The sequence below is a fragment of the Bradyrhizobium yuanmingense genome (assembly GCF_900094575.1).
Classification (GTDB): domain Bacteria; phylum Pseudomonadota; class Alphaproteobacteria; order Rhizobiales; family Xanthobacteraceae; genus Bradyrhizobium; species Bradyrhizobium yuanmingense.
This window is the reverse complement of the sequence record NZ_FMAE01000010.1, coordinates 54527-74410: the sequence shown is the minus strand read 5'-3', so window position 1 is coordinate 74410 and position 19884 is coordinate 54527. Positions and strand designations below refer to the sequence as shown.

Genomic DNA, 19884 nt, shown 5'->3' with positions numbered 1-19884 from the left:
CTGTCCCGAAGCCTTCCGGCAGATGCCGACATCGGCAACAGCTTCGTGCCACAACGTTTACCGGCACGTCGGACGATACAACCCGCAAATCCAGCGGCCGGCCTCCCCCGCTGCAGGTCATCTAAACAGCATTCAAACCAGAGCGCCGGCTGCACCTCGGGAGCAGCTCGGATGCCGGCGCACGGCAGGAGCCGCAATTTCATGTTTCATAATCACCACATTTTACTTCAGCATTTCGCCGGCCACCCAGTCATCCGCTTTTTAGGTGGACGGTTCGAAGTTGACGCAATTCGAAATCGTATGAATTTGCCCTCCGCACAATCGGTGGCAACCGATCTGACTGCGAGCCCTCATACTGGCGGCCATCTCGGGGCGTATCATCAGGGGTTCGGCGACTACCTTAAGAAGGTAGAAGAATCTCCGAGGTACGCGGCGGCTCTCGCGGGTGACTCGCACGAGCTCGATGAGCTGGTGTCGGACGTAAACGCACTCGTGGCGGCCGCCAAGTACGCGCTGGCGAGCGGTCATCTATTTGCCAATACTCCTACGGGAATGACCACCGAAAACGCAAATGCGGTGAACAAGCAATGGTTCGACAACTGGAGAACATACGCCGCCGATCATCAGACGCAGATCCGGGAGATGCAGGAGACAGTGGACCAATTCCTCGCTGCCGGTCGCGCGGACGCGGCCTTGGACTTTCCGCTTCTCTCTCCAACCAGCGGTCTCAGCATGGCAGAGAGGATCGCCATCCTGAAGCGTTTGCCGAAAGGCTCTCCTATCTCGCTGCAATTTACTAACGTTGGACCCGTCCCCGACCTTCCGGGCCTGGTGCCGCCCTTCGTCAATACGCGTTTGCCAGGTTTTATTCCGCCTTCGCTTGAGGAAATCAACGAACCGGAAGGATTTACTCCTAGCAATCCACTTATCACGTACGGGCTGCCGGGATTTCCGGCGACCAATCCTCAAGGCTTTGGACAACTACCTCCGACCACCGGGGTGGCCGAGGATCCTTTAGTGCTCAAGTATGATCCAGCAACCGGTTGGCCCCTTCCATTCTCCGAACGCTCACCGATATTGGACCCTGGCGCTCCGTCTCATGCAACGCCGCCGGCTGGCCTCTACATGGGAGCGGGACTTGCCGCGGCCGCGGTGTTAGCGCCGCAATTCTCGCCTGTCTGGGCTCGGGCAGCGGTCGCTGGGCTAACTGCTAGCGCACCTACGCTAGCAACTGCTCGGACCGGCGACGGAGGCGTGTTCTCCACCGGAGCGCCCAGATATGATCCATTCAATCGCGACCAGACGAGCAGCTATGTTGGCGGCTTGAATGCGGGCCCTTGGTCGAACGAAGATGCCAAAACGATCGCAACGCCCTTAATGATGGATCACCGCGGAAATCAGGACGAGACCTCTGAGGGACCGACTGAGCAGCCGCAAGCGCTTCAATCAGGAGTCTCGCGCTTAAGCGCATCAGTCGCGCCCGAAGATGTCCGGCGTCTCGCCCGTGTGAATGAGACGAACGCGGGCAACGTGTTTATATCGGGCAGTGCGCCAGTCCCGTATCTGCCGTCTACCGCATTCGACGATCGGTATGGCAATTGGACTATCCCGGCCGCTCGCGGCCAGCAGCCGCAACCCAGCAAGCCGATCGGCGTGTTTGCAGACGAGCCGAGTTATCTCATTCCTCCACAGATCTTCGGAGTGGACGGCTCCCTCCATCCGCGCGATGATGGCGAGGAATGGTTCTCGCGCTGGATACGGCCTTTGCTTCCGCCGCAATGACGTTTGTGTAGTGGAGCGAGAGTGGTCGTTTGACACGTCGGGCAAAACACTGGCAGAATGGCATCATCGAAAGTTCGGAACAAGCCCGCGGATCTGCCGCGGGCTTGCTTGTTTTGACGGCGCACGAGACGTTCGCGCCCTACGCGCCACCCGGCCCGAACCACCGCGTCAGCGCCTCCGCAAGTCCGCGCTGGCTCTCCTCGCCCACCCAGGCCACGTGCCCATCCGGCCGCACCAGCACCGCGCGCGGCGCGGCGACCGCGCCGATGGCCGGAAGCTGCCAGTCGCCGTCGCAATCGGCATCGACCATCCCTATGCGATCCGCCCAGGGCGTGATGTCCAGGCCGCCCGGCTTGCCGAAATTGAGCAGCACGCCGCGCGCGCCGTGCAGCAGCGTGAACAATCGCAGCTTCCGCCCGCCCACCACGAGATCGAGATCGGGCATGCGGCGGCCGAGCAGCGCGTGGCCTTCGCCGAGATCGTAAGCGATGTCGAGCCCGCTCATCATCGCGCCAAGGCGCTGTCGCGGCTCGTCCATGGCGAGCAGCTCGGCGATCACCTCGCGCGCGGCCTTGCGGCCGTCGTCGCCGCGGCGGAGCAGGGCGATCTGCGCCATGGTGTTCTTCAGGACGCGCGCGGCGACGGGATGGCGCTCGCTGTGATAGGTGTCGAGCAGGCTCTCGGGCGAGATGCGCCTGACCACCTGCGCCAGCTTCCAGCCGAGATTGACCGCGTCCTGCACACCGAGGTTGAGGCCCTGGCCGCCGACGGAATGATGAATGTGCGCGGCATCGCCGGCGAGCAGCACGCGGCCCCTGCGATAGGACGCCGCCTGCCGCGCCGCGTCGGTGAAGCGGGAGATCCAGGCGGGGTTGTTGACGCCGAAATCGGTGCCGTAGACGGCTTCGAGCGCCGCGCTGAGATCGCGCAAGCTCGGCTCGCCGCTGCGCGCGAGCTCGGCTTCCGTCACGACGACCAGCACGCGGCCGCTTCCCGTCTTGCTGAGGCCGTGGAAGCCGAGCGCGTCGTGACGCAGGCCGAATTGGGGCTCTTCGCGCATCTCGACCTCGGCCATGAGGTTGGTGAGCGAAGGTTCTGAGCCGGCGAAGTCGATGCCGGCGTTCTTGCGCACCAGGCTGCGGCCGCCGTCGCAGCCGACGAGGTAAAGCGCGCGCAAGCGCATCCCGCCGGACAGTGTGATGTCGAGGCCGCTCGCGTCTTCCGCAAAGCCCGTCACCTCGCGGCTGCGATAGATCGGCACCGCGAGCTCGGAGGCCCATTCGGCCAGCAGGCGCTCGATCTGGTTCTGCCGCAGCGCGAGCCCATAAGGATGGCGGGTGGGGAGATCGCCGATGTCGAGCCTGGTCCAGGCGAAGCCGGCGAGCTGGGTGATTTGCCCTTCGCGCAGGAAGCGCTCGGCAATGCCGCGCTGATCGAGGATCTCGATGCTGCGCGCGTGAAGTCCGCCGGCGCGCGTCTCGACGATGTCCTGGCTCGCGCGCCGCTCGACGATTGCGACGTCGATTTGAGCCAGCGCGAGCTCGGCGGCCAGCATCAAGCCGGTCGGGCCGGCGCCGGCGATGACAACCTGATGGCCGGCGGCAGTTGCGCGTTCCGCGCTGGTTCGGCCGCGCGAGCGTGACGTCGGAAGCGGGAAAGGCATGTCGTGACCCCTCGACTGGTTGTTCAGGCCGAGGGGTCTTACGCGATCACCGGGGGCTTGAAGCAAGCCCCTTGCGCACCACATATCGAGGTGGGAGATGAGGCTCTCGCCTGTTCGGCGCGTTGACACGTCGGGCAAAACACCGGCACAATGGCATCATCGAGATGCGCGCCGCTTGTGCCGCGGGCTAATCGTCCTTCGCCAAATCGCCGGGTTGTGTAGGCAGATCGATGCTGCCGCCCTCGCCATGCGCGAGATCGCGGCCGTCGTCAGCCGTCACGTCGGCATCTTCGACGATCTGCGTGGACTGTTCCTTGTCGATGCGCGGCTTTGAGCCCGGACGATCTCGCAACGTCTCGTCTTGCGATTTGCCGCGTGAGGTCATCTTCATCGTCATGGCCGGTCGCTCCTGATTGTCCAACGCGGCTCGTGCGAATTCGTTCGTTTGACACGTCGGGCAAAACACTGGCAGAATGGCATCATCGAAACGAGTTTGAGATGGCCCGCGCGGGACGCAATCCGCGGCGGGCTTTTTCAATTCAGCGGAAGGTTTTGACACGTCGGGCAAAACACCGGCATAATGCCATCATCGAGACGAGCTTGGTTCACCCGCGCGGAACAGTCCGCCGCGGGTTTTTTCGTTCTCGATTTTGGAATCGGACGGCGGCGGCGCATTGCGGCCACGCACTCGCTTGATAACGCGTTGAGAGAGCGCCGATCGGCGCGCCGTCGTCCGAAACCATTGCTGGCCGTGCACGCGCGAACGTGCCGGCCCGCGGCGCCGGGCATCGCCTGCGCCGCTGCGGTCTCCGGGACCGGAGATAGGGTTCGCGCCCGAAACGATCGCGCTCTTCGCGCGATCTGCCGCGCATTTTCTTGACAAGGAGAGATGATGACCGCCTACCTGATATCGCTTGCCGTCGCGGGCCTCGTTGCCATCGTGCTGTGGGAGACGTTTGCGTGAGCGAGGACATCACCGAAGGTGAGCTCGAGCCTGCACCGCTTCGGTTGCCCGCGCGCGCGAAGACGCCGCGGGCGCGCAATCTGACCGAGATCCGCTCGCTTGCGCGCAGCCACACCCGAACCGCCATCAGGGTGCTCGTCGGCATCATGCGTAGCGAGGATGCGACGCCAGCGGCGCGCGTCTCGGCGGCCAACGCCATCCTCGATCGCGGCTGGGGCAAGGCCGCACAGCCGGTCGAGAACGGCGAGGACGGCGTGCTGGAATTGATTCACCGGATCGAGCGCATCATCGTGCATCCGGGAAGCTCGAACAGCGGCGACGCCGTCACGACGCTCGAGACAGTGGATATCCCGATCTGCAACCGCGTCTCGATTGAGCGTTGACCCGTCGGGCAAAACACTGGCAGAATGGCATCATCGACAGAAGTTGCTGTTACCCGCGCGGATGCAATCCGGCGCGGGTTTTTTGTTGGTGCCTTCGGCTAATTCCTGGTCTGCTTGCCAGCCCTGTGCTGCACGGCATAGGCGCGCTGCACCTGGTCGCTGCAATAGGACAGCTTTCGGCCGTCACCGGTGAAGCGCCCGTCCTTGATGATCCAGAGGACGACGGTCTTGTCGTCGATCTTCTTGAACATCAGGTTCTCGCGGTCCGGGATGGTGCTCGGGTCCTGCACACTGACGGCGTCAGGGCCGGAAGCCGCCTGTAAGGTGCAGGTAGCGTTGATCCTGACGGTGTCTGGGAGTTGAACACGCATCCGGCGGATATCGCACTTGTTCGAGGCCGTAACGATCGACTTCTTGGCGAACGCAACGACGGTATCGCTGAGTTTCGCGCAACGGTCCTCGAAATCGGCACCCAGTGCGGCGTAGACGCCATCTTGCGGATGAGCGCTCTTGAGAGCGAGCTCCTCTTCGGCCTTCCGCTTGGCTTCCTCGGCCTTCTGCTTGGCCTCTGCCTCGGCTCTTAGCCTCGCTTCAGCAAGCGCGCGCTGTGTACTCAGAGGGCAGTAAGCCGCGCGCCAGGGAGGATCCTTGAGCTTTCCGTTCAGGCTTTTCTGGACCGAGATCGCCGCCGCATCCAGTTGTTTGATGAACATGATCTCGTTGAATTGTCTGCTATCCCAGTTGGGATCGCGCGGGTTGAGGTTCTGCGCCAGATTGTAATCGTCACAGACCATTTCAACCTTCAGCGAGCCCGGGCCGAGATCGTTGATCTTCTTGACCTTGCAGCTCCATTCGTAACCGCTGACCGATTTCCTGCCGAGATCGATTGTCAGGCCGCCACTTTCATCACAGTCTAACTGGAAGTTCTTGCCAGGTTCGGCATAGACGCCGGCCTTGGGACGCCACTTGTCGGATGTCGGAGCAGGTGGTTCCTGTGCGAAGGCAGGAAGTGCGAGAGCGACCGTCGCGGCCGCAGTGAGAACGCGGCGGATAGCTCTTTTCATGTCAGCCCCTCATTCCTCGGCCACGCAAGATCGGCTCGATCAAGACACCGCACGCGAACTAGTTAGTCAACTACCGCAAAGGATATTCAAATGTGGGACGACATGATGCGGCGCATTCTTCAGCCCGTCGAAGGCATCTCGCCCCATGTCACGAGTCCATACGCGCGGAGACAGGCAGGCCACGCGGATCAAGCAACCCACACCGGGGCATCGATTTCAATTATGTTGGTCGTCAAAGTGCTCGGCTGAACACGAGTCACCCAGAATTGCGATCTCCCGTGAATGGCGTCGTCGAGCGCGCCGGTGATGATCAATGGGAGACAATCTCGATCAGAGACAATAACGGCTTGCGTCACCAGATACTGCATACCAACTCTCGGAAGGTGAAGGTCGGCGATGTGGTTGCGGCGGGTCAGGTGATTGGCACGATGGGTAATACCGGTCTTTCTGACAAGAAGGGCAATCCAGGGCACCACCACGTCCATTATCAAATCAAGGATCTTGCAGGTAATGTTCTTGACCCAGGTGCGTTTGCGGATGCACTGGGACCGTTCGATCCAGTTCCCGCGCCGGCCTACATTCCGGAGTACAAGCGATATCTGCAAAACGCGGATATGATGCCGCGGTCCCGTTCCAAAGATGTCCGGGTTTTGAGGAGGATGCCTGCCGGAAAGTCCGATCGATCTGCTTTCGACTCGAATGATCCCGCTCCGATACCCGCTATTCCGCCTGATGCTTCGTTTCCGTCTTCGACAATCCCACGCCCCGGGCAACGAAGACTGGCCCGCGATGTGGCGCAGGCGCACCGGCCTGCCCTAGGGCGAGCGAGCGCAGCCATTGTCCATCCTGAAAATTCCGACCGCTAAAATCTTCGAGCCGCTGCTCAAACCTGCGCGCTACAAGGGCGTTTACGGCGGACGCGGCTCGGGCAAATCGCATTTCTTCGGCGAACTTCTCGTCGAGACCTGCCAGGCCGAGCGCGGCACGCTCGCGGTCTGCATCCGCGAGGCGCAGCGCACGCTGGCGCAATCGTCGAAGCGCTTGATCGAAGGCAAGATCGCAAGCCTCGGGCTCGGGCACGGGTTCAAATTGTTCAGCGACAAGATCGAGACGCCCGGCGACGGACTCATCATCTTCCGCGGGCTTCAGGATCACACGGCCGACTCGATCAAATCTCTGGAAGGGTTTCGCATCGCCTGGATCGACGAGGCGCAATCCCTGAGCGCGCGCAGCCTCGCGCTGCTGCGGCCAACGATCCGCGCCAAGGACTCAGAGCTTTGGTCGAGCTGGAATCCGCGTCGCAAAAGCGATGCGATCGACGATTTTCTGCGTGGGCGACAGCCGGACGGCGCCGTGATCGTGAAGGCGAACTGGCGCGACAATCCCTGGTTTCCTGATGTGCTCGAGGAGGAGCGGTTGCTCGACCAGAAACTCTATCCGGAGCGCTACGACCACATCTGGGAAGGCGAGTATGCACGCGCCTTCGAGGGTGCTTATTTTGCCTCGCTGCTCTCGGAAGCGCGTGCGCAGGGGCGGATCGGGAAAGTTGCCGCGGACCCGCTGCTGCCGCTGCGTGCCTTCATCGACATCGGAGGCGCCGGCGCCGCGGCGGATGCTTTCACCATCTGGATCGTGCAGTGGGTCGGCAGCGAGATGCGAGCCGATTTCCAGCACCTGCGGAGGTGGCGAAAGAGCGTGGAGCAGGCCCAGAGCTACACCTTCAAGGCAGTGATCACCGTGCTTGCCACTGGCCTGATGGGGGCCGTCTGGCTTGGTGTCAAGGTCGTGTTGGGCAAATGAGCCTTCATGGCGCCGGTGACGTCGCTCCGCGCCCGATCATGATCTGCTGCCAACGAGTCGCTCATGTACAGAATTCGTATTGTCAATGCCTCCGATGATGACGTTGCCGAGACCCTCGCCGATCTGCATCGGCTCACGTTCTTCGATACCGCGGCGATGCCCGCGTTCGACCTCGGCGCGTGGTGGATGGCTTATCACGACGAGGGAGCAGTCGCCTTCGCCGGAATTGTGCCCTCGACCCACGTTCGAAATGGCGGCTATTTCTCCAGAGTTGGCGTATTGCAACGGCATTGGGGACGCGGCCTTCAGCGCAGATTGATGCGTGCGGTGGAGGCGAGGGCGCGGCGTATCGGATGGGACAGCATTGTCTCCGATACGACGGACAACCCGGTATCAGCGAACAACTTCATTCAGACGGGCTATCGGCTGTTCGAGCCCGAGACCCCTTGGGCCTGGGCGCATACGCTCTATTGGCGGAAGTGGCTGCACTGAGCAGGTTTGCCGCCGCACGGAACGCGCCGTTTATCTAACGGCCAGTACGCGTCTGGAACGTCCGAGGACCCGGCAGCCTAAGCGCTGCCGGGTCCTTTTTGCGTATTGAAGCGATGCGGGCGTGGGACTTGCGAAGTCGGCGGCGCCGGGCTTTAAGTTTGCTCTTGCAGGAAATTCGGCGGCCATAAGCCGATGTAAGGGAGAGCGCGATCGATGCCCACCAAGCCTCAATTGCCGGTACGTGCCTCGCATGGGATGGGAGGCCCGACCGCGCTGGATGGCCTATTGGTCGTTGATTTCACGCGTGTGGTCGCTGGCCCGGCCTGCACCCAGACGCTCGCCGACTACGGTGCGCACGTCATCAAGATCGAGAATCCCGATGGCGGCGACGACACGCGCGCCTATGAGCACGCGGAGATTGGAGGCGAGAGCGCCGCCTTTCTCAGCCTGAACCGCAACAAGCGCGGCATCGCGCTCGATCTTGCCGTGCCGGAGGCGCGCGAGATCGCGCTGGATCTGATCCGCAAGGCGGATGTGGTCGTGGAGAATTTTTCGAGCGGGGTCATGAAGAAGTTCGGGCTCGACTATGAATCGGTCGCGCCGCTCAAACCGCGGCTGGTCTATTGCTCGATCTCCGCCTACGGACGCAGCGGACCGTTTGCCTCCCGGCCAGGCTTCGATCCGATCACCCAGGCGGAAAGCGGCTTCATGTCGCTCAATGGATTTGCCGACGGGCCGGCGGTTCGCACCGGCCCGCCAATTGTCGACATGGCGACGGGGATGTCCGCCTGCAATGCCATCCTGCTGGCGCTGCTCGCGCGGGAGCGGCTCGGCCGGGGGCAGCATGTCGAAGTTGCCCTGTTCGACGTCGCAATGGGAATGACCGGTTTCTACGGCATGGCCTATCTCATCAACGGCGAAAACCCCGGCCGGTTCGGCAATTCGCCGAGCGGGTCTCCCACCGTCGGCGTCTACGAGGCCTCAGATGGGCCGCTCTACATGGCCTGCGCCAACGACCGGCTCTACCGCAGGCTTGTGGTCGAGGTGCTGAATCGGCCCGATCTCATCGCCGATCCGCAGTTTGCGACGCGCAAAGCCCGTTCGGAGAACAAGGAGCTCCTGCGGGCAGCCATTGCCGAAGTCTTCGCCAGCGATACGCTCGAGAACTGGATGGCGAAGATGAAGCTGGCCAATATCCCGGTCGGCTATCTCCGGACGGTCGAGGAGGGCTTCAATGCCCCCGAGGCTCGCGAGCGCCATCGCTTGAACCGGATTCCGCATCCGACAGCCGAGTGGGTGCCCAATATCGAGCCGCCGATTACGATGAGCCTGACAGCCGCGGTCGACCCGGTCGCGGCACCTCTGTTGGGCGAGCATACCAAGCAGATCCTGCACGATACGCTCGGCTACAACGAACGTCGGATCGCTGATTTTGTCGAGAAGGGCGCCTTTGGCCCGGTCAAGCCTCCAAGGTCGACTTGAGGCACTGGCTCGGCTTGATTTGGCGAAGGTCCCGCCGCATAAATGTACGAAAGCGAGGGACACGAATGGCGCCTGGCCAGGAGCCGAGCAAGACCCAGCCCGCTGGCCTGCAAGCCGGCGGTGAGGTCTATGCGGCCATGATCGCGAAGGCCCGGAGCCTTCTTCCGCAACTGCGTGAGCGGGCGGCAAGGACGGAGGAGCTGCGGCATCTGCCCTCGGAAACCGAGACGGATCTTCATGAGGCCGGCCTGTTCCGGATGCTGCAGCCGGCTCGGATTGGTGGCGCTGAGCTCGACTATGTCGCCCTCGTCGATTGCGCTGAGCTGCTCGGGCAGGCGGATGCGTCGGTTGCCTGGAATCTCGCCAATCTGGCGAGCCATCACTGGATGCTCGGCATGTTCGAGCGACGCGCGCAGGATCTGGTCTGGGGCCGCAATCCGGATACTTTGATCGCGTCCTCGTTCATTTTCCCCGCCGGACGCGCCACGCGGGTCAAGGGCGGATACCAGTTGCATGGCAGTTGGCCATTCTCCTCGGGCGTTGCCTCCTGCGAATGGAATATGCTTGCGAGCGTGGTCTATTCCGACGACGATGCCGACGGCATCGAGTATCGAATCTTTCTGCTGCCGAGCGGCGATTACAAGGTGCTGGACACTTGGAACGTCGCCGGATTGCGCGGGACGGGGTCGTGCGACGTCGAGGTCCGGGATGCCTTCGTGGCTGACCATATGACGGTCGCCGTAGGGAACCTCTCGGGTGGCCCCACGCCGGGAAGCGCGGTCAATCCGAATCCTCTGTACACGCTGCCTGTCTTCTCGCTATTTCCTTACGTCCTCTCCGGTGTCGCGCTGGGGAATGCACAGGCGTGCCTCGACGACTATACGGAGGTCGCGCGTCATCGTATTTCGACGTACAACCGCGCCAAGCTGAGCGATTTTCAAAGCACGCAGATCAAGATCGCGGAGGCCTCGGCCAAGATCGACGCTGCGCGCCTGATCATGCGGTCGGCCTGTCTCGATGCCATGGAAGCCGCACGGCGCGGCCATATTCCTGACATGGCGACCAAGACCAGATATCGCCGCGACGGATCCTTTTCCGTGAACTTGTGCACGGACGCGGTCTCGATGCTGTTTGCCGCGAGCGGCGCGCGCGGGCTGTTCACGAGCGGCGTGTTGCAGCGGCAGTTCCGCGATGCGCACGCGATCAACTCACATCTCGCGTTCAACTTCGATGCGGCCGGGACCAACTACGGACGGGTGGCCCTCGGCCTGCCCTCCGAGAATCTCACGCTGTGAGGTCGGCCTATGAATGACCTGCCGAAGCAGCCTCGCGCTCCGGATCCCGCCAATGAGTTCGCGAGCGACAGCTCCCAGATCGATCCTCGCGACTTTCGCAACGCGCTCGGGACGTATGCAACGGGCGTGACGATCATCACAGCGGCAGCGCCCGACGGCAGGCCGTACGGGCTGACATGCAATTCCTTCGCTTCGGTCTCGCTGAATCCCCCGCTGGTTCTGTGGAGCCTCGTCGTCTATTCCTCGAGCCTGACCGTCTTCCAGAACGCCAGCCATTTCAGCGTCAACGTTCTCGGCGCTTCGCAGCAGGCGCTCGCAAACAAATTCGCAAAATCGTCGGACGACAAGTTCACAGGCGTCGACTGGACCCCTGGCCTCGGCAACGCGCCAGTGCTAGCCGAGAGCGTCGCCAACTTTCAATGCCGCTCCGTGAATCGCTATTATGGCGGTGACCACGTGATCTTTCTCGGCGCGGTCGAGGCATATACCTACAATGCGAAGGAGCCGCTGCTCTTTGCGCGAGGGGCGTTCGGTCGCTTCATGGCCGACGATGAGCGCAAGAACGTGCCGTAACGCGCCCCCTATACTGCTTTGCGCTCTGCCGCCGAAAGCTTGTAAATCTCCAGCGCGTCCGCGTCCGCACCTCGCGCGGCCTTCGCCAGCCTGAACAGCTGCCCGGCAAGCGCGGCCATCGGCACTGGCGTCGAAGTCGCCTGTGCAACGTCGGCCACCGTATCGAGGTCCTTGAGCATCGTGGCGATGTGGCCGAGCGGCGGGGTGTGAATGCCGTTGACCATTCGCGGCACGAACAGCTGGAGCGGGATGGAATCCGCAAATCCGCCGGCGAGTGCCTCGGGCAATCGGTTGGCGTCAATTCCGGCGTTCACGGCAAGGCGGGTTGCTTCCGCGAGCACGGCCATTGCGCATCCGACGATCACCTGGTTGCACAGCTTTGTGGTCTGGCCGGCGCCGAGCGGGCCCATATGCGTGAACCTGCGCGCCATGGCCAGCACATAGGGCCGCACCCTCTCGATGTCGCCAGCTTCGCCGCCCGCCATGATGGCGAGCGTTCCTTCCTCGGCGCCCTTCGTGCCCCCGGACACCGGCGCATCGATCCAGCCCGCCCCGTTCGCGTCTTTCAATCGCGTTGCGAGGTCGCGCGCCGCGTCGGGATGAATTGACGAGAAGTCGACCACAAGCTTGCCCGCGCCAGGGGCCGCTGCCAGACCTTCGGGTCCGAAGATCACCTCGTCCACCGCCGCCGCATCCGTTACGCACATAAAGACGATATCCGAGCTCGCCAGGAGATCACGCGGCGTGACCACGTGCTTGGCACCAGCCTCGACGAGCGGCGCCACCTTGCCCTCCGAGCGATTCCAGACAGCGACCTGATAGCCGGCCTTCAGCAGGCGTCGGGTCATCGGAGTTCCCATGAGTCCGAGGCCGAGATAGCCGAGCTTCTCGATGCGGTTCTTGCTGTCGTCAGCCACAGGTTGCCTCCTTCTGTCGTAGACGCCGCTTTACCATACATTGCCCATCTGCCGGCAAGACCGCCCACCTCGCATGGCTTGCCTGATTGTTTGAACCATGAAACATTTGAGGCGGTCGGGTTGGGGGCGCCAGTCGGCGCCGGAGCAGCGGAGTGGCACGATGCGAACCGTTTCGAAGTGGATCCTGGCTTTGGGGGCGGCAGCCGCCGTGAGCGCGGGCGCAAGCCCGTCATGGGGGCAGCACACGATCCGCGTCGGCTGGACCATCCCTGCGGAGGAGTCCAAGTACTGGATGATGCGCAGGCCGGCAGAGTTTCCCAATCTCGGCAAGACCTACAACATCGAATGGACCCAATTCCAGGGCACCGCGCCGATGACGCAGGCCCTGGCGGCAGGTGCGCTGGACTGCGCGACGCAGGCGCCGCTCTCCCTCTCCAATGGGGTCGTCGGCGGCAATCTCAAGGCCTATATCGTCGCGCAGCATGTTTTCGAGATGCCCGGCGGCTTCTCGGTCTACTGGGCCGTCAAGGATGACTCGCCCATCAAGACAATCGCGGATCTCAAGGGCAAGACCGTCGGCATTTCCGTGATCGGTGGCGGTACGCAAGGGCCGTTCAATCTGCTCTTGAAGCAGAATGGCGTCGATCCGGCCAAGGACATAAAGCTGGTCGAGGTTGGCTTTGCCGTCTCCGAGGACGCGCTGCGCCAAGGCCGCGTTGACGCGGTCAATATGAACCAGCCGTTTGCTGCGCGCGCGGAGGCAAAGGGCGGCACAAGGAAGCTGTTCTCGCTCTCCCAGGCCATGCCGAACATCGTGCACATCCTGGAAGCCTGCCGTGCCGATTTCGTCGACAAGAACCCTGAGTTGGTCAAGGCCTATGTCCGCGATATTACCTCGGGCATGAAGAAGGCACTCGCGAACCGCGAGGAGACTCTCAAGGTCGTCAATGAAGTGCTGAAAGCCCCCATCCCGGTGCTTGAGACCTACTTGCTCAAGGACAATGATTTCGGCCGCGATCCGGGTGCTGCGCCGAACTTCCCGGCGATCCAGAAGATGCTGGATATCTATGCAGAAACAGGAATGCTGCCGAAGCTGGATGTCGCACAGTTCAAGCATCCGTCGATCGTCGCGCCGCTGCAATAGAAGCGGGACGAATTACCGAACTAACATCGTAGCGTTCCGGATCATCCGGGACGCTGCACGAAGAAGATGCATATATGAAGAAGTTGCGATCCCGAGTCACCACAGACGGCCTCGACCGAGCGCCGCATCGTGCATTCATGCGCGCCATGGGGCTCGACGACGCTGCGATTGCGAAGCCGATGGTGGGCATCGTCAGCATGAAGGGTGAGCAGACGCCCTGCAACATGACCCACGACTTCCAGGTAGCTGCAGCCAAGACCGGGATCGAGGAGGCCGGCGGTACACCGCGTGAGTTCTCGACTGTTTCGGTGTCCGACGGCATCAGCATGAATCATGAGGGGATGAAGTTCTCCCTGTTCTCGCGTGAGCTGATTGCCGACTCGATCGAAGCCGTGGTCCATGGGTTGGCCTACGATGCGCTGATCGGATACGGCGGGTGCGACAAGACCCTTCCTGGCGTGATGATGGGAATGGTCCGCTGCAACGTGCCATCCATCTTCATCTATGGCGGCAGCTCGCTGCCCGGGCGCGTGGATGGACGTACGCTGACGGTGCTCGATTCCTATGAGGCTGTCGGCAGCTTCATGACTGGCGAGATCGACGGCGCCACGCTCGAGCGCATCGAGCGCGCCTGCCTGCCGACGATCGGTGCGTGCGCCGGCCAGTTCACCGCGAATACCATGGGCATGGTATCGGAGGCGATGGGGCTGACCATTCCCAACGTCTCGATGGTGCCCGGTGTCTATTCCGAGCGTGCGCAGATTTCGCGACGCGCCGGCCGACTGATCATGGAGATGCTGAACCACGGCGGGCCGCTGCCGCGCGACATCGTGACGCGGAAATCCCTGGAGAACGGAGCGGCGATCGTGGCAGCGACGGGCGGCTCGACCAACGCCGCGCTGCACCTGCCGGCGATCGCGAATGAGGCCGGAATTGCATTCAGCATCGATGACGTGGGGGAGGTCTTTGCCAGGACGCCGTTGATCGGCAATCTGCGCCCCGGAGGCAAGTATACGGCGAAGGATGTCTACGATATCGGCGGCGCTGCGGTCATCATTCGCGAGCTGATCCAGAGCGGTCATATCGATGGCGGCTGCTTGTCGATCACCGGCCGCACACTTGCCGAAGAGTACGGTGTGGCCAACGCACCCGACGGAGAGGTTGTGTACACGGCTCGCGCGCCGATCATGCCTGACGGTGGTGTCGCGGTGCTGAAGGGTAACCTCTGTCCCGATGGGGCGGTGATCAAGGTGGCGGGCTTGAAGAGCCAATTCTTCGAAGGCGTCGCGCGTGTTTTCGAGGATGAAGAAGCCTGCGTCGCAGCCGTTCGTGACCGCAGTTACAAGGCGGGCGAGGTTCTCGTGATCCGCAATGAAGGGCCAGTCGGCGGACCTGGCATGCGTGAGATGCTTGGCGTCACCGCACTGATCTACGGGCAGGGCATGGGTGAAAAAGTGGCGCTGATCACCGATGGCCGGTTCTCCGGCGCGACCCGCGGGATGTGCATCGGCTACGTGTCCCCCGAGGCATTTGTTGGCGGTCCGCTGGCGCTCGTCCGGAATGGTGACAGAATCCGGATTGATGCCGCAAATCGACGGATGGATGTCCTGCTCGAGGAACAGGAGCTTGCCGCACGGCGACGCGATTGGAAGCCGCGCCCGCCTCGCCACCGCGCAGGTGCGCTGGCAAAATATGCGCGGCTGGTTGGGCAGGCGCCGGGCGGAGCCGTGACGCATGAAGGCCCGGCAGAATGGCCGTGGTTCGAATGACGCACCGCACGGGCGCGAAAGTGACAGCCTGTCTGGCAGGCTTCTTGCTAAGCTGATGCCGCTGAATCCTCGTGCGAGTGGGACGGAAGGCGGGATGACGGTAGTATCTGCGAGATCGAGCGAATGGGTGAGACCGGTGACGCAACAAGACCCGGCTTCCGCAATCATCGAGATCGACCGCGTGTCGCAGGTCTTTAAAACCTCGGCACGCAAGAATCACGTTGCGCTTTCGGACATTTCGCTGACGATCGAGGAAGGAGCTTTCGTCTCCATCCTTGGTCCGTCCGGCTGCGGCAAGTCGACACTGCTCTACATTGTCGGCGGCTTCGTCAGTCCAACCAGCGGCGCGGCGAAGATGAAGGGACAGGCGATCACGGGGCCCGGTCCGGATCGCGGACCGGTATTCCAGGAATTTGCGCTCTTTCCCTGGAAGACTGTGCTCGGCAACGTGATGTATGGGCCGCGTCAGCAAGGAATTCGCGGCACCGAGGCCGAAGCGCAGAGCCGGGCCCTGATCGAGATGGTCGGCCTCAAGGGCTACGAGAACTTCTATCCCAAGGAGCTGTCGGGCGGCATGAAGCAGCGCGTGGCGCTGGCGCGGACGCTTGCCTACCATCCCGAAGTGTTGCTGATGGACGAGCCGTTCGGGGCACTCGACGCGCACACGAGGACGCGCCTGCAGAACGATCTTCTGAACATCTGGGAGCGTGACCGCAAGACGGTGCTTTTCGTCACCCATTCGGTCGACGAAGCCGTCTTCCTCTCGGACAAGGTCGTCATGATGTCGAAATCGCCCGGGCGAATCCGGCAGGTCATCGACATCGACCTGCCGCGGCCGCGCCGCCGCAACGAGCTGTTGCTCGATCCGCGTTACCAGAAGTACGTCGTCGACATCGAGCGCATGTTCGACGAGAGCGACGAAGCCGGAGCGCCCGCGTGATGTCGGCGGCCGGCATGACCAAGCGCGCTGCCCCGGTGCTCGCCTGCATCGGATTGCTGGTGGTGTGGCAGGTCGCGTCACTGGCGCTGAAGAATGACAGCTTTCCGACCGCGATTGGAGCGATGAGAGCGATTCCGGACATCCTTGGCGACAGGGAATCCCTGATCAATATTCTGGCCTCGCTCCGGCGCATGGCGATGGGATTTGGCGCGGCCGTGCTCGTGTCGATTCCGCTTGGCCTGTTGATGGGACGTAGCGCCGCGATTGCTGCCTTCTTCAATCCGCTGCTGATGGTGATCTATCCGGTGCCGAAGGCGGCCTTGATGCCGATCATCATGCTCTGGCTCGGTGTCGGCGACATCACGAAGACGCTCGTGATCTTCCTCGGCGTCAGCCTGCCCGTGATTTATCACAGCTTCGAAGGCGCCAAGGCGGTCGAAGAGAAGATGCTGTGGTCGGGCGCTGCGATGGGGCTCTCGCCGGTGCAACGCCTGGTGCGTATCGTGCTGCCGGCGGCGCTGCCGGAAATTCTGACGGGGTGTCGTACAGGATTGGTGTTGGCGCTGATCACGATGATCACCAGTGAGATGATTGCCCGTCAGTCCGGCGCCGGAAACATCCTGTTCAACGCGCTCGACATGGGCCAATACGAAACCGTCTTTGCGATGATCATCATCGTTGGAGCGATGGGAATCTGCCTCGACGCGATTTTCGAGAAGGTTCGTGCTAGGCTCGTGCGCTGGTCCGAGCCGCAGTTCGACATGCCGCTGAGCTTCTCATGATGTCGCGGCTTCTCGCCCTTAATTTCGTTCTTGGAATTGCTCCGATCGCACTGGTGATCGCGCTGTGGCAAGGCTTGGTGTCTTTCGGCTTCGCGCCGGCAGTTCTGCTGCCGCCGCCTGGCTACGTCTTCGGCCGGCTGCTCCAGCAACTCGTAACCTCGACGTTCCAGCACGAGATCGCGGCGACCCTGATCAGGCTGTTTGCCGGCTTCGCGATTGCTGTCGTGCTCGGTGTCAGCATCGGCATTGCCGCCGCCGCCAATCCGGCGATCAACGCCGTGGTTCGGCCCATCGTGCGCGTATTGGCGCCTTTGCCCAAGGTCGCGCTCTATCCGGCCTTGCTGCTGCTGCTCGGATTTGGCCACGGATCGAAGATCACATTAGTGGCTGCCGACGCTCTTTTCCCGATCCTGCTGTCGACCTATTACGGTGCCTCGACCGTCGAGCAGAAGCTGGTCTGGTCGGCTATGGCTGCGGGATCGTCACGCTACGAGATTCTCTTCAAGGTAGTGCTGCCGGCAGCGATGCCGTCGATCCTGACCGGGTGCCGGATTGGCCTTGTCATTTCCTGCATCGTCGTGTTTCTGGCCGAGATGATCACGTCGACCGACGGACTGGGGCACGCGCTCGTGACTGCGGCCAGAACCTTCCAGGCCGTGGACATGTTCGTGCCGCTGATCACGATCTCGCTGCTGGGCTTGATCTTGAACGGCCTGCTGGGAGCCGTGCGCTCGTACTTGCTCCGGGGCTTCCCCGAAGCGTAACTAACAAGAATCCTGAAGACCGGGAGAGAACCATGCTGGCTGATCGTATCGAGGCAAAATGGATCGATGCGTTTTGCGAGATCTTTGAGCGATGCGCCGTCAAGGCCGGCGATACCGCGGCGATCCTGTCGGAGACCCAGTCACGCGCGTTGAACGTCCATCTCGCGGAGCTGGCCCTGCTGCGGATGGGCGCGCGGCCGTTTCATGTGGTGATGCCGACGCCACGTAACCGGCATATCGTTCCGGTCCGCTCCACCGGGGCGAGCGAGGCGATCCAAAAGCTTGGTCCAGTGATCACGGCGCTTCAGCAGGCCGGCTTCGTCGTGGATTGCACCATCGAAGGACTGATGCATGCGGTGGAGACGCCGGAGATTCTCAAAGCCGGCGCGCGGATCCTGGTGATCTCCAACGAGCATCCCGAAGCGCTGGAGCGCATGGTGCCGGATTCCGCGCTCGAAAAGCGTGTTCGTGCGGCGGCCAAAATGCTGCGCGGAACGAAGCGCATGCGTGTCTCCTCGAAGGCCGGCACGGCGCTCGATGTCGATATGGTCGGAGCGTCGACGGTCGGTGTGTGGGGCTGGACCGACAAGCCCGGCACGCTCGCGCATTGGCCCGGCGGCATCGTCGTCAGCTTTCCCAAGAGCGGGACCATCAACGGCACCCTGGTGATGGCGCCCGGCGACATCAACCTGACCTTCAAGCGCTACCTGACCTCGCCAGTGAAGATGACTCTGAAGGACGACTATGTCGTGGAACTCGAAGGCGAGGGCACGGATGCCGCGATGATGCGCGCTTATCTGGCCGCCTGGGGCGATCGCGAAGCCTATGCCGTGTCGCATGTCGGCTTCGGCATGAATCCCGGTGCGCGCTATGAGGCACTATCCATGTATGACCAGCGCGACACCAACGGCACAGAGATTCGGGCCGTTTCCGGCAATTTCCTGTTCTCGACCGGTGCGAATGAATTTGCAGGACGCTACACGGCCGGACATTTCGACCTGCCGATGATGGGAACGACGATCGAGCTCGACGGCGTTGCGGTCGTCCGCGAAGGCGTGCTTCAGGACGTCTTCGGGTAGCCGCGATCGAGCACGGGCGGCCGGGCGAGGTCGAAGTGCCGGAGCAGGTCGACCATGGCCTGCAACCGCTTCACGCGATAAGCATCGACGTCCATCCCGGAGTAATCCAGGAAGCCGGCGCCCGTGCGCAGGCCGATCCGGCCTTCATGCATGTTGCGGGAAATGACCTCCGGCGCGCGATAGCGGTCGCTACCAAGCGCGCCTTCGAGGTAACGGCTGGCGTAGTATAGGATATCGCCGCCGCCCCAATCGATGAATTCGAGCAGCCCGAGCACGGCATAGCGGAAGCCGAAGCCGTAACGGATCGCCTTGTCGATCTCTTCGGCGCTGGCGACGCCCTCCTCGACCATGCGCGCGGCCTCGTTCATTGCCAGCGCCTGGATGCGCGGGACGATGAAACCCGGTGTGGCGGCGCAGACCACCGGCACCTTCCCGATGCCTTCGAGCAGCGTCTTGACCTCGTCGATGACGGCCGGGTCTGTCGCCTTGCCGGGCGAAACCTCGACCAGCGGGATGAGATAGGCCGGGTTGAGCCAGTGCACGTTTAGAAAGCGGCGCGGGTTCACGATCGCGCCCGAGAGATCGTCGACGAGGATGGTCGAGGTCGTCGACGCGATGATCGTTTCAGGGCCGACCTGCTTTGCCGCCGCCCCCAGCACCTCGCGCTTGAGCTCGACCACCTCAGGAACGCCTTCGAAGATCATTCCGGCTTCGGCCAACGCTGCGCCGCTCCGGCTCGCCGGCACCACCGAGACCCGCGCGATCAGCGGATCGACATCCGCGTCGGTCAGCAGCCCCAGTTTTGACAGGCTGGCGAAGGTCTTCCTGACTTCGCCAAGCGCGTCCGTTTCCAGCTTGGTGAAGTCCTCCGCGGAACGCGCCTTGATATCGATCATCGTGACCCTGTGCCCTGCATACGCGAAGGCAACGGCAATGCCCCGGCCCATGCGGCCAGCGCCGAGACAGGCGATATTGATGCGACTGGTCATTG

19 protein-coding genes and 1 pseudogene are annotated in these 19884 nt (G+C 62.6%); 15 read left to right on the top strand and 5 right to left on the bottom strand.

Features of this window, described 5'->3' with window-relative positions; translation table 11 throughout:
• Nucleotides 1-171: 171 nt before the first annotated feature.
• Nucleotides 172-1782, top strand: a complete 1611-nt coding sequence (locus tag GA0061099_RS31070) for a hypothetical protein (RefSeq protein WP_141697695.1) — start codon at nucleotides 172-174, stop codon at nucleotides 1780-1782.
• Nucleotides 1783-1921: 139 nt separating this feature from the next.
• On the opposite strand, the gene GA0061099_RS31065 is transcribed toward GA0061099_RS31070, so the two are convergent.
• Nucleotides 1922-3445, bottom strand: a complete 1524-nt coding sequence (locus tag GA0061099_RS31065) for an FAD-dependent monooxygenase (protein WP_036028895.1) — start codon at nucleotides 3443-3445, stop codon at nucleotides 1922-1924.
• 187 nt (nucleotides 3446-3632) lie between these two features.
• On the bottom strand, nucleotides 3633-3842 hold the full coding sequence (locus GA0061099_RS31060) for a hypothetical protein (RefSeq protein WP_036028968.1): 210 nt from the start codon (nucleotides 3840-3842) through the stop codon (nucleotides 3633-3635).
• 563 nt (nucleotides 3843-4405) lie between these two features.
• Here GA0061099_RS31060 and GA0061099_RS41470 point away from each other — a divergent pair.
• Entirely contained in the window at nucleotides 4406-4792 is a 387-nt protein-coding gene (locus GA0061099_RS41470; RefSeq protein WP_081493002.1) for a hypothetical protein, read from the top strand.
• Nucleotides 4793-4890: 98 nt separating this feature from the next.
• Here GA0061099_RS41470 and GA0061099_RS31050 read toward each other — a convergent pair whose 3' ends face one another.
• Nucleotides 4891-5856 (bottom strand): hypothetical protein, encoded by a 966-nt coding sequence (locus tag GA0061099_RS31050; protein WP_036028898.1) that lies wholly within the window; start codon nucleotides 5854-5856, stop codon nucleotides 4891-4893.
• A 90-nt stretch (nucleotides 5857-5946) separates the two neighbouring features.
• On the opposite strand from GA0061099_RS31050, the gene GA0061099_RS42195 reads away from it, so the two are divergent.
• From GA0061099_RS42195 to GA0061099_RS31020, 7 genes and pseudogenes are all read left to right on the top strand, one after another.
• The gene (locus tag GA0061099_RS42195; RefSeq protein ID WP_244621002.1) at nucleotides 5947-6105 is read left to right on the top strand and encodes a hypothetical protein; all 159 of its coding nucleotides are present in this window, start codon (nucleotides 5947-5949) and stop codon (nucleotides 6103-6105) included.
• Nucleotides 6066-6722 carry a M23 family metallopeptidase gene (locus tag GA0061099_RS31045; protein WP_244621000.1) on the top strand — a complete coding sequence of 219 codons (657 nt, stop codon included), beginning with the start codon at nucleotides 6066-6068 and terminating at the stop codon, nucleotides 6720-6722. Before GA0061099_RS42195 ends, GA0061099_RS31045 begins: the two co-directional genes overlap by 40 nt.
• Nucleotides 6694-7314, top strand: a pseudogene (locus tag GA0061099_RS43000) (PBSX family phage terminase large subunit); the annotation flags it as partial. The gene GA0061099_RS31045 and the pseudogene GA0061099_RS43000, both read left to right, overlap by 29 nt.
• 405 nt (nucleotides 7315-7719) lie before the next feature.
• Nucleotides 7720-8148 carry a GNAT family N-acetyltransferase gene (locus GA0061099_RS31035; RefSeq protein ID WP_036028907.1) on the top strand — a complete coding sequence of 143 codons (429 nt, stop codon included), beginning with the start codon at nucleotides 7720-7722 and terminating at the stop codon, nucleotides 8146-8148.
• Nucleotides 8149-8361: 213 nt separating this feature from the next.
• Nucleotides 8362-9630, top strand: coding sequence for a CaiB/BaiF CoA transferase family protein (locus GA0061099_RS31030; protein ID WP_036028910.1), 1269 nt, complete (start codon nucleotides 8362-8364; stop codon nucleotides 9628-9630).
• 65 nt (nucleotides 9631-9695) lie between these two features.
• Nucleotides 9696-10925, top strand: coding sequence for an acyl-CoA dehydrogenase family protein (locus tag GA0061099_RS31025; protein ID WP_036028915.1), 1230 nt, complete (start codon nucleotides 9696-9698; stop codon nucleotides 10923-10925).
• Between the two features lie 9 nt (nucleotides 10926-10934).
• Nucleotides 10935-11498, top strand: a complete 564-nt coding sequence (locus GA0061099_RS31020) for a flavin reductase family protein (RefSeq protein WP_036028918.1) — start codon at nucleotides 10935-10937, stop codon at nucleotides 11496-11498.
• Between the two features lie 8 nt (nucleotides 11499-11506).
• Here GA0061099_RS31020 and GA0061099_RS31015 read toward each other — a convergent pair whose 3' ends face one another.
• Complete coding sequence (locus GA0061099_RS31015) at nucleotides 11507-12415, bottom strand: NAD(P)-dependent oxidoreductase (RefSeq protein ID WP_036028920.1); 909 nt, start codon at nucleotides 12413-12415, stop codon at nucleotides 11507-11509.
• A 160-nt stretch (nucleotides 12416-12575) separates the two neighbouring features.
• On the opposite strand from GA0061099_RS31015, the gene GA0061099_RS31010 reads away from it, so the two are divergent.
• From GA0061099_RS31010 to GA0061099_RS30985, 6 genes are all read left to right on the top strand, one after another.
• The gene (locus GA0061099_RS31010) at nucleotides 12576-13559 is read left to right on the top strand and encodes an ABC transporter substrate-binding protein (RefSeq protein ID WP_036028923.1); all 984 of its coding nucleotides are present in this window, start codon (nucleotides 12576-12578) and stop codon (nucleotides 13557-13559) included.
• A 74-nt stretch (nucleotides 13560-13633) separates the two neighbouring features.
• On the top strand, nucleotides 13634-15328 hold the full coding sequence (gene ilvD / locus GA0061099_RS31005; protein WP_036028926.1) for a dihydroxy-acid dehydratase: 1695 nt from the start codon (nucleotides 13634-13636) through the stop codon (nucleotides 15326-15328).
• A 94-nt stretch (nucleotides 15329-15422) separates the two neighbouring features.
• Nucleotides 15423-16268 carry an ABC transporter ATP-binding protein gene (locus GA0061099_RS31000; protein WP_050996053.1) on the top strand — a complete coding sequence of 282 codons (846 nt, stop codon included), beginning with the start codon at nucleotides 15423-15425 and terminating at the stop codon, nucleotides 16266-16268.
• A complete protein-coding gene (locus GA0061099_RS30995) occupies nucleotides 16268-17050 on the top strand; it encodes an ABC transporter permease (RefSeq protein ID WP_085972375.1) in 783 nt (260 codons plus the stop codon). Before GA0061099_RS31000 ends, GA0061099_RS30995 begins: the two co-directional genes overlap by 1 nt.
• On the top strand, nucleotides 17047-17814 hold the full coding sequence (locus tag GA0061099_RS30990) for an ABC transporter permease (RefSeq protein ID WP_036028936.1): 768 nt from the start codon (nucleotides 17047-17049) through the stop codon (nucleotides 17812-17814). Before GA0061099_RS30995 ends, GA0061099_RS30990 begins: the two co-directional genes overlap by 4 nt.
• Nucleotides 17815-17846: 32 nt before the next feature.
• Nucleotides 17847-18893: a 2,5-dihydroxypyridine 5,6-dioxygenase NicX family protein gene (locus tag GA0061099_RS30985; protein ID WP_036028939.1), complete on the top strand. Its 1047-nt coding sequence runs from the start codon at nucleotides 17847-17849 to the stop codon at nucleotides 18891-18893.
• On the opposite strand, the gene GA0061099_RS30980 is transcribed toward GA0061099_RS30985, so the two are convergent.
• Entirely contained in the window at nucleotides 18875-19882 is a 1008-nt protein-coding gene (locus GA0061099_RS30980) for a 3-hydroxybutyryl-CoA dehydrogenase (protein WP_036007580.1), read from the bottom strand. The two genes, GA0061099_RS30985 and GA0061099_RS30980, sit on opposite strands and share 19 nt — an antisense overlap.
• Nucleotides 19883-19884: the final 2 nt, after the last annotated feature.

What these genes read in the sequence shown, in the direction of transcription:
- GA0061099_RS31070 (WP_141697695.1), top strand. Translation starts at nt 172, where the DNA reads ATGCCGGCGCACGGCAGGAGCCGCAATTTCATGTTTCATAATCACCAC.
- GA0061099_RS31065 (WP_036028895.1), bottom strand. Translation starts at nt 3,445, where the DNA reads ATGCCTTTCCCGCTTCCGACGTCACGCTCGCGCGGCCGAACCAGCGCG.
- GA0061099_RS31060 (WP_036028968.1), bottom strand. Translation starts at nt 3,842, where the DNA reads ATGACGATGAAGATGACCTCACGCGGCAAATCGCAAGACGAGACGTTG.
- GA0061099_RS31050 (WP_036028898.1), bottom strand. Translation starts at nt 5,856, where the DNA reads ATGAAAAGAGCTATCCGCCGCGTTCTCACTGCGGCCGCGACGGTCGCT.
- GA0061099_RS42195 (WP_244621002.1), top strand. Translation starts at nt 5,947, where the DNA reads ATGTGGGACGACATGATGCGGCGCATTCTTCAGCCCGTCGAAGGCATC.
- GA0061099_RS31035 (WP_036028907.1), top strand. Translation starts at nt 7,720, where the DNA reads ATGTACAGAATTCGTATTGTCAATGCCTCCGATGATGACGTTGCCGAG.
- GA0061099_RS31030 (WP_036028910.1), top strand. Translation starts at nt 8,362, where the DNA reads ATGCCCACCAAGCCTCAATTGCCGGTACGTGCCTCGCATGGGATGGGA.
- GA0061099_RS31025 (WP_036028915.1), top strand. Translation starts at nt 9,696, where the DNA reads ATGGCGCCTGGCCAGGAGCCGAGCAAGACCCAGCCCGCTGGCCTGCAA.
- GA0061099_RS31020 (WP_036028918.1), top strand. Translation starts at nt 10,935, where the DNA reads ATGAATGACCTGCCGAAGCAGCCTCGCGCTCCGGATCCCGCCAATGAG.
- GA0061099_RS31010 (WP_036028923.1), top strand. Translation starts at nt 12,576, where the DNA reads ATGCGAACCGTTTCGAAGTGGATCCTGGCTTTGGGGGCGGCAGCCGCC.
- ilvD (WP_036028926.1), top strand. Translation starts at nt 13,634, where the DNA reads ATGAAGAAGTTGCGATCCCGAGTCACCACAGACGGCCTCGACCGAGCG.
- GA0061099_RS31000 (WP_050996053.1), top strand. Translation starts at nt 15,423, where the DNA reads ATGACGGTAGTATCTGCGAGATCGAGCGAATGGGTGAGACCGGTGACG.
- GA0061099_RS30995 (WP_085972375.1), top strand. Translation starts at nt 16,268, where the DNA reads ATGTCGGCGGCCGGCATGACCAAGCGCGCTGCCCCGGTGCTCGCCTGC.
- GA0061099_RS30990 (WP_036028936.1), top strand. Translation starts at nt 17,047, where the DNA reads ATGATGTCGCGGCTTCTCGCCCTTAATTTCGTTCTTGGAATTGCTCCG.
- GA0061099_RS30985 (WP_036028939.1), top strand. Translation starts at nt 17,847, where the DNA reads ATGCTGGCTGATCGTATCGAGGCAAAATGGATCGATGCGTTTTGCGAG.
- GA0061099_RS30980 (WP_036007580.1), bottom strand. Translation starts at nt 19,882, where the DNA reads ATGACCAGTCGCATCAATATCGCCTGTCTCGGCGCTGGCCGCATGGGC.